Source organism: Bradyrhizobium monzae, assembly GCF_021458635.1.
In the GTDB taxonomy this organism is placed as follows: Bacteria; Pseudomonadota; Alphaproteobacteria; order Rhizobiales; family Xanthobacteraceae; genus Bradyrhizobium.
On record NZ_JAIRDQ010000002.1, the window covers coordinates 968,208 to 975,395 of the forward strand.

Genomic DNA, 7,188 nt, shown 5'->3' on the forward strand with positions numbered 1-7,188 from the left:
AGACCGACCGCATGAGCCGAGCCGCCACCAATCTACAAATCGATTCCGCCCGCCTCTGGGGCTCCATCCACGAGACCGCGCAATTCGGCGCGACGGCCAAGGGCGGTGTGCGGCGGCTGACGCTGAGTGGCGAAGACAAGCAGGTTCGTGACTGGTTCCGGAAGGCCTGTGAGGAAGCCGGCCTCGACGTGCATGTCGATGCGCTCGGCTCGCAGTTCGGCCTGCGCAAGGGCCGCGACATGTCGAAGCTGCCCGTCGGCATCGGCTCGCATCTCGATACCCAGCCGACCGGCGGTAAGTATGACGGCATTCTCGGCACGCTCGGCGCGCTGGAAGTGATCCGCACGCTGAACGATGCCGGCATCGAGACTGAGGCGCCGATCTGCATCGTCAACTGGACCAATGAGGAAGGCTCGCGCTTCGCACCGGCGATGATGGCGTCCGCAGCCTACGTCGGCGATTTCACCACGGACGACATTCTCTCGCGCAAGGATATCGAGGGCACGACCGTCGGCCAGGCGCTCGACAGCATCGGCTATCGTGGCGACAAGCCGGTCGGCTTCCAGAAGCTCGGCTGCTTCGTCGAGCTGCACATCGAGCAGGGCCCGATCCTGGAGGCTGAGGGCAAGACCATCGGCGTGGTCGATTCCGGCCAGGGCGTGCTGTGGTACGACGGCAAGATTTCCGGCTTCGAGAGCCACGCGGGATCGACGCCGATGCCGTTGCGGCGCGATGCGCTGGCAACGCTGTCCGAAATCGTGCTGGCGATGGAGGCCATCGCGAAAAAGCACGGGCCGAATGCGGTCGGCACCATCGGCGAGGCCGTGATCGCAAATCCCTCGCGCAACGTCATTCCCGGCGAGATCGCCTTCACCATGGATTGCCGCAGCGCTGACGGCGCCATCATGGATGCGCTCGATCGTGATTTGCGCGCTGCCATTGCCGAGATCTCGGCGCGCCGCAAGGTTGACGTGAAGATTGACCTTGTCTGGCGCAAGCCGCCGACGCATTTCGATCCCAAGCTGATTTCCGCAGTCGAAAATGCAGCCAAGACGCTCGGCTATTCCTCCCGCCGCATCACCTCCGGCGCTGGCCACGATGCCTGCAACCTCAATACGGTGATGCCGGCGGCGATGGTGTTCGTGCCCTGCAAGGACGGCATCAGCCACAACGAGCTGGAAGACGCCACGCAGCCCGACTGCGCCGCGGGCACCAACGTGCTGATGCACACCGTGCTGGCGATCGCTGGCGTCGCATCCTGATCGGAGACAGACATGCGCGGAGTTTTCGTCGACGCCAACGAAGCACTCGCCGTGATCATGGAGCGGCTGGAGAAGCCCGGTGATCCCAAGGTGCGGATTCACCGAGATCCCGATATCAAGCCCGAGCAATATCCCGAAATTCTCGACGGCGCCGAGATCGCGATCGTGGACCACACCGCGCTGCCGACCGAGGTCGCGAAGAAGTGCGCGGCCCTCAAGCACGTCGTGTTCCTCGGCACCGGCGCGCGCAGCTACATGAATCCGGAGGAGCTCGCCGAACTCGGCATCTCCGTGCATCTGATCAAGGGCTATGGCGACACAGCCGTGGCGGAGTCCGCGATCGCGCTGATGTGGTCCTCCGCGCGCGTCATCGCGATGATGGACCGCGAAATGCGCGCCGGCAACTGGCTGCGCGAGGATGGCATGCAGCTCACCGGCAAGACGCTCGGCCTGATCGGCTTCGGCGGCATCGCCGCGGAAGTCGCGCGCATTGCCTCCGGCAGCGGCATGAAGGTGATTGCCTGGAACCGCTCGCCGAAGACTCATCCGGGCGTCGAGTTCACCGATCTCGACACGCTGCTGGCACGGAGCGACGTGGTGTCGCTGCACCTGCTGCTCAACGACGAGACGCGCGGCATGATCACGCGCGAGACAATCGCCAAGATGAAGCCGGGCGTCGTCTTCATCAACACCGCGCGCGGCGCGATCGTCGACGAGCAGGCAATGATCGACGCACTGAAGTCGGGCCACATCCGCCACGCCGGCCTCGATGTCTTCAACATCGAACCACTGCCGGCCAACCATCCGCTGACCAAGATACCGAACGTGACGCTGTCGGCGCATTCTGCCTTCCGCACGCCGGAGGCCAGCGAGAACCTGATTGAAGCGGCATGGGTCCATTGCCGCCGGATCGTGAAAGGATAAGAGCAACAACAATGGCCGACTATCGTACCATCAAGGCAGAGCCGCTCACCAACGTCATCCGCGCCATCGTCAAGGCGGGCGGGTCTACGGACCGCGAAGCCGAGCTCGTGTCCACCAATCTCGTCGAGGCCAACCTGAAGGGACACGATTCGCACGGCGTCGGCATGATCCCGCGCTATGTCCAGAGTGTCACCAACGGCGGCCTCGCGTTGAACCAGCATGTCAAGATCGTGCTCGACACCGGCCCGCTCCTCACCCTCGACGGCCTCACCGGCTACGGCCAGGTGATCGGCCATGAAGCGATGGAGCTGGCGGCAGAACGCGCCAAGAGCAACGGCGTCTGCCTCGTCGGCCTTTCCAACGCCCACCACATCGGCCGCATCGGCCACTGGGCCGAGCAGTGCATCGAGCACGGGCTGGTGTCGATCCACTTCGTCAACGTGATCTCGCGCCCGATCGTGGCGCCCTGGGGCGGCAGCGACGCGCGCCACGGCACCAACCCGTTTTGCGTCGGCATCCCGCGCAGGGGCAAAGAGCCGATCGTGCTCGACTTCGCCACCAGCAGGATCGCACAGGGCAAGACCCGCGTCGCGCACAACAAGGGCGTCGAACTCGAGCCCGGCACCATTATCGACAATGAAGGTAAGCCAACCGTCAATCCGCGCTACACCGTGATCCCGCCACACGGCGCCATCCTGCCTTTCGGCGAGCACAAGGGTTCGGGGCTCGCGCTGGTGTGCGAAATCCTCGGCGGCGCGCTCTCCGGCGGGCAAGTGGTCAAGGGCCCGTCCGACGGCAAGTACAACGTCCTCAACGGCATGCTCTCGATCATCATCGATCCGGGCAAGCTGGGCACCGGTGAAAACCTCGCGCGCGAAGTCGAGAGCTTCGTCGCCTGGCACACCGGCTCACCGCCCGGCCCCGGCGTCGACAAGGTCAGGATCGCCGGCGAGCCCGAGCGTGAGACCAAGAAGAAGCGGCTCGCCGAAGGCATTCAGGTCGATCCGACCACCTGGCAGGAAATTCTGGAAGCCGGGACGAAGTTCGGGCTGGATCAGGCGGCGATCGAGAAGATCGCGGGGTGAACGAGGCAGAGCGCGCTGCTCTTCCCTTCTCCCCTTGCGGGAGAAGGTGGCGCAGGCGGCCTTCGGCCGCCGTTCTCAGGAACGCCGAAGCGAAGCTTCGGCTATGGCGCCGGATAAGGGGTTCTATCCGGGAAAAGAATTCAACCGAGAGGCTCATCTCCGCGGAGAGAACCCCTCACCCGTCTTCGATGCTTCGCATCGAAGCCACCCTCTCCCACAAGGGGAGAGGGAAAGCAGAGCCTTAATCAACCATGTCCGCGACAGCCGTGCCGCAGGCGGTGGTGTCGGCATTGCCGCCGAGATCCTTGGTGCGCAGCGTGCGCTCGGCCAGCGTGCGCTCGATCGCGTCGACGATCGACTTGCCGGCGACCTTCTCGCCGAGATGCTCGAGCATCATCGCGCCTGACCAGATCGCGCCGATCGGGTTCGCAATGCCCTGCCCTGCGATGTCGGGCGCCGAGCCGTGCACCGGCTCGAACACCGAGGGGAAATCGCCTTCGGGATTGATGTTGCCGGACGGCGCGATGCCGATGGTGCCGGTGCAGGCCGGACCGAGGTCGGAGAGGATGTCACCGAACAGGTTGGAGCCGACGACGACGTCGAACCAGTCCGGATGCAGCACGAAGTTCGCGGTCAGAATGTCGATGTGGTACTTGTCCCACTTCACGCCGGGAAACTTCTTCGCCATCGCCTCCACGCGCTCGTCCCAATAAGGCATGGTGATGGAGATGCCGTTGGACTTGGTCGCCGAGGTCAGGTGCTTCTTCGGTCGCGATTGCGCGAGCTCGAAGGCGAACTTCAGGATGCGGTCGACGCCGGTGCGGGTCATCACCGTCTGCTGGGTGACGAACTCGCGGTCGGTGTCCGGGAACATGCGGCCGCCGACGGAGGAATATTCGCCTTCGGTGTTCTCGCGCACGACCCAGAAATCGATGTCACCGGGCTTGCGGCCAGCCAGCGGCGACGGCACGCCGGGCATCAGCCGCACCGGGCGCAGATTCACATATTGGTCGAACTCGCGACGGAATTTGATCAGCGAGCCCCACAGCGAGACGTGATCCGGAATCTTGGCCGGCCAGCCGACCGCGCCGAAATAGATCGCGTCGTGCTTGCCGATCTTCTCTTTCCAGTCGTCCGGCATCATCTGGCCGTGCTTCTCGTAGTAGTCCCAGGACGAGAAGTCGAAATGATCAAAATGCAGGGAGACCCCGTGCTTCTTCGCTGCTGCCTCCAAAACGCGCAGGCCCTCGGGCATCACTTCCTTGCCGATGCCGTCGCCGGGGATGACTGCGATCCGATATTGTTTTTTGCTCATCGAGAACGTCCTTGGTTGGTCCGGCAGCCGCCGTCTTTTTGACCGCACTGCAATGGACTAAAGTCAGCGGCGGCGCAACGCTGCACTGCAATGTTGACCATGGCGCGACGTACCGCCTACTGATTTCATCCTTGTTCCTCTCCTGCGAGTACCTCTCATGGATCTGCATCTGCGTGGCAAGCGCGTCCTGATCACAGGCGCGTCCAAGGGCATTGGCGCTGCTGCCGCCGAAGCGTTTGCAGAGGAAGGCGCTCATCTCCTGCTTGCTGCCCGTAACGGCGAACAGCTCAAGGCGCTGGCCGATCGGTTGCGATCCGCACACCAGATCGACGCCGCGACCAGCATCGTCGATTTGCGCAGCGCAGAGGATCTGGCGCGGCTCGCCAAGGAGGCCGCCGATATCGACGTGCTCGTCAACAATGCCGGCGACATTCCCGGCGGCTCCATCGACAAGATCGACGAGCCGACCTGGCGCCACGCCTGGGAATTGAAAGTGTTCGGCTACATCAACCTGACGCGGCAGATCTACGCGCAGATGAAGGCCAAGGGCGGCGGCGTGATCGTCAACGACATCGGTGCGGCCGGCGAGAAGTTCGACGCCAATTACATCTGCGGCAGTACCGGCAATGCCGCGCTGATGGCCTTCACCCGCGCACTCGGGGGAAAAAGCCTCGCCGACAACATCCGCGTTGTCGGCATCAACCCCGGCCCGGTCGGCACCGACCGTCACGTCACGCTACTGAAGACGCGGGCGCAACACCAGTTCGGCGACGAGAACCGTTACAAGGAATTCCAGAAAGGCCTGCCGCTCGGCCGCCCCGCGCACGCGCGCGAGATCGGCGACCTCATGGCATTCCTCGCGTCGGATCGCGCCGGCTATACGTCCGGCGTGATCTATACGGTGGATGGCGGCATCAGCGCGGGATGGGGTTAGCTCTGTCCTTCTCGTTGCGAGCGAAGCGAAGCAATCCATAAATGCCCGCGCGGTGACAGACTGGATTGCTTCGGTTCGCTCGCAATGACGGAACCAAGTACAAGCACAGGGGTAGAAAAAATTGTCTCAAGACCTGATCCGCGAAACGGCCTGCACCATCGTCGACAAGCTGCGCTCCGGCGACGTCTCGCCACTCGAGTTACTGGATGTGGTGGAGAAGCGTATCAGCGAGGTCGACGGCAAGGTCAACGCGCTGCCGACGCTGTGCTTCGATCGCGCGCGGAGCAACGCGAAGGCGCTCATGCAGAAGCCGGCCGATGCTCGCGGGCTGCTGGCGGGCCTGCCAGTACCGATCAAGGACCTGACCGATGTCGCTGGCGTGCTGAACACCCAGGGCTCACCGATCTTCAAGGACAACATTCCCGCGACGTCCGACCTCATGGTCGAGAACCTCGAGGCCAATGGCGCCGTGGTCTACGCGAAATCCAACACGCCGGAATTCGGCGCCGGCGCCAACACCTTCAACGAGGTGTTCGGCGCGACGCTCAATCCCTGGGATATTTCGAAGTCGGCGGCCGGCTCCTCCGGCGGCGCAGCGGTGGCACTCGCCACCGGCATGGCGTGGCTCGCACAGGGTTCCGACATGGGCGGCTCCTTGCGCAGCCCCGCGGCCTTCTGCGGCGTCGTCGGCATGCGGCCGAGCATCGGCCGCGTCGCCCATACTCCCAAATCGGGCATCGATCGCAATCTCGGCGTCGTCGGGCCGATGGCGCGCAATGTCGAGGACCTCGCTTTGCTGCTCGATGCCATGAGCGGCGACTATGCGGACGATCCGCTGTCGCTGCCGGCGCCGACAACCTCGTTCCTGTCCGCGGCGCAGTCGGGCAAGAGGCCGAAGCGCATCGCCTATTCGCCCAATCTCGGCATCACCCCTGTCGATCCCGAAGTGAAAGCGATCACCCGCAAGGCAGCCGGACGTTTTGCGGAAGCCGGCGCCATCGTCGAGGAAGCGCATCCGGACTGGCGCGAGGCGCACGAATGCTTCCACGTGCTGCGCGCCTTCGATTTCGCGATCACCAAGGCCAATCTGCTGCGCACCAAGCGCGACCTGCTCAAGCCCGAGGTAATCTGGAACATCGAAGAGGGCCTCAAGCTGACGGTCGAACAGCTCGCGCGTGCCGAAGCGCAGCGGGTCGGCATGACCGCACGCGCGATCGAATTCTTCAAGACATATGACCTGTTGCTGACGCCGACCACGATCGTTCCGCCCTTCCCGATCGAGCACCGCTATGTCGCGGAATGCGCGGGCAAGAAGTTTGAGAACTATGTCGAATGGCTCGGCATCGTCTATGCAATCACGCTCGCCTGCTGCCCGTCACTCTCCCTGCCCTGCGGCTTCACTGCCTCGGGCCTACCGGTCGGCGTGCAGGTCGTCGGCGCACCGCGTGCCGATGCGCAGGTGATCGCGGGTGCGAAGATACTGGAGGATATTTTGGGCCTGCGCGGGCAGACGCCGATTGATCCGCGGGCGACGAAGTAGCCTCTTCTATGCTACGGGCTCTGTAGCACCCTCTCCCCTTGTGGGAGAGGGTGGCCGCAAAGCGGCGAGACGGGTGAGGGGTATCTATCAGCGCGGGATTCTTTCGCCGTCGGAGTTCGACGATAGAA

At 64.0% G+C, this 7,188-nt stretch carries 6 protein-coding genes; 5 read left to right on the top strand and 1 reads right to left on the bottom strand.

The window, feature by feature from the left end; all coding sequences use genetic code 11:
- The first annotated feature begins 11 nt into the window (after positions 1 to 11).
- From K3F49_RS13505 to K3F49_RS13515, 3 genes are read left to right on the top strand one after another with little or no spacing between them, the layout of a single operon-like run.
- Positions 12 to 1,262: a Zn-dependent hydrolase gene (locus tag K3F49_RS13505; protein ID WP_234681401.1), complete on the top strand. Its 1,251-nt coding sequence runs from the start codon at positions 12 to 14 to the stop codon at positions 1,260 to 1,262.
- A 12-nt stretch (positions 1,263 to 1,274) separates the two neighbouring features.
- Positions 1,275 to 2,186, top strand: a complete 912-nt coding sequence (locus K3F49_RS13510; protein WP_234681402.1) for an NAD(P)-dependent oxidoreductase — start codon at positions 1,275 to 1,277, stop codon at positions 2,184 to 2,186.
- A gap of 11 nt (positions 2,187 to 2,197) precedes the next feature.
- A complete protein-coding gene (locus K3F49_RS13515) occupies positions 2,198 to 3,271 on the top strand; it encodes a malate/lactate/ureidoglycolate dehydrogenase (RefSeq protein ID WP_234681403.1) in 1,074 nt (357 codons plus the stop codon).
- Positions 3,272 to 3,512: 241 nt separating this feature from the next.
- Here K3F49_RS13515 and K3F49_RS13520 read toward each other — a convergent pair whose 3' ends face one another.
- Positions 3,513 to 4,586 carry a tartrate dehydrogenase gene (locus K3F49_RS13520; RefSeq protein ID WP_234681404.1) on the bottom strand — a complete coding sequence of 358 codons (1,074 nt, stop codon included), beginning with the start codon at positions 4,584 to 4,586 and terminating at the stop codon, positions 3,513 to 3,515.
- Between the two features lie 157 nt (positions 4,587 to 4,743).
- Here K3F49_RS13520 and K3F49_RS13525 point away from each other — a divergent pair, with 157 nt between their 5' ends.
- Positions 4,744 to 5,520, top strand: coding sequence for an SDR family oxidoreductase (locus K3F49_RS13525; RefSeq protein ID WP_234681405.1), 777 nt, complete (start codon positions 4,744 to 4,746; stop codon positions 5,518 to 5,520).
- A 121-nt stretch (positions 5,521 to 5,641) separates the two neighbouring features.
- Positions 5,642 to 7,060, top strand: coding sequence for an amidase (locus tag K3F49_RS13530; protein WP_234681406.1), 1,419 nt, complete (start codon positions 5,642 to 5,644; stop codon positions 7,058 to 7,060).
- Positions 7,061 to 7,188 lie beyond the last annotated feature (128 nt).

What these genes read in the sequence shown, in the direction of transcription:
- K3F49_RS13520 (WP_234681404.1), bottom strand. Translation starts at nt 4,586, where the DNA reads ATGAGCAAAAAACAATATCGGATCGCAGTCATCCCCGGCGACGGCATC.
- K3F49_RS13525 (WP_234681405.1), top strand. Translation starts at nt 4,744, where the DNA reads ATGGATCTGCATCTGCGTGGCAAGCGCGTCCTGATCACAGGCGCGTCC.
- K3F49_RS13515 (WP_234681403.1), top strand. Translation starts at nt 2,198, where the DNA reads ATGGCCGACTATCGTACCATCAAGGCAGAGCCGCTCACCAACGTCATC.
- K3F49_RS13505 (WP_234681401.1), top strand. Translation starts at nt 12, where the DNA reads ATGAGCCGAGCCGCCACCAATCTACAAATCGATTCCGCCCGCCTCTGG.
- K3F49_RS13510 (WP_234681402.1), top strand. Translation starts at nt 1,275, where the DNA reads ATGCGCGGAGTTTTCGTCGACGCCAACGAAGCACTCGCCGTGATCATG.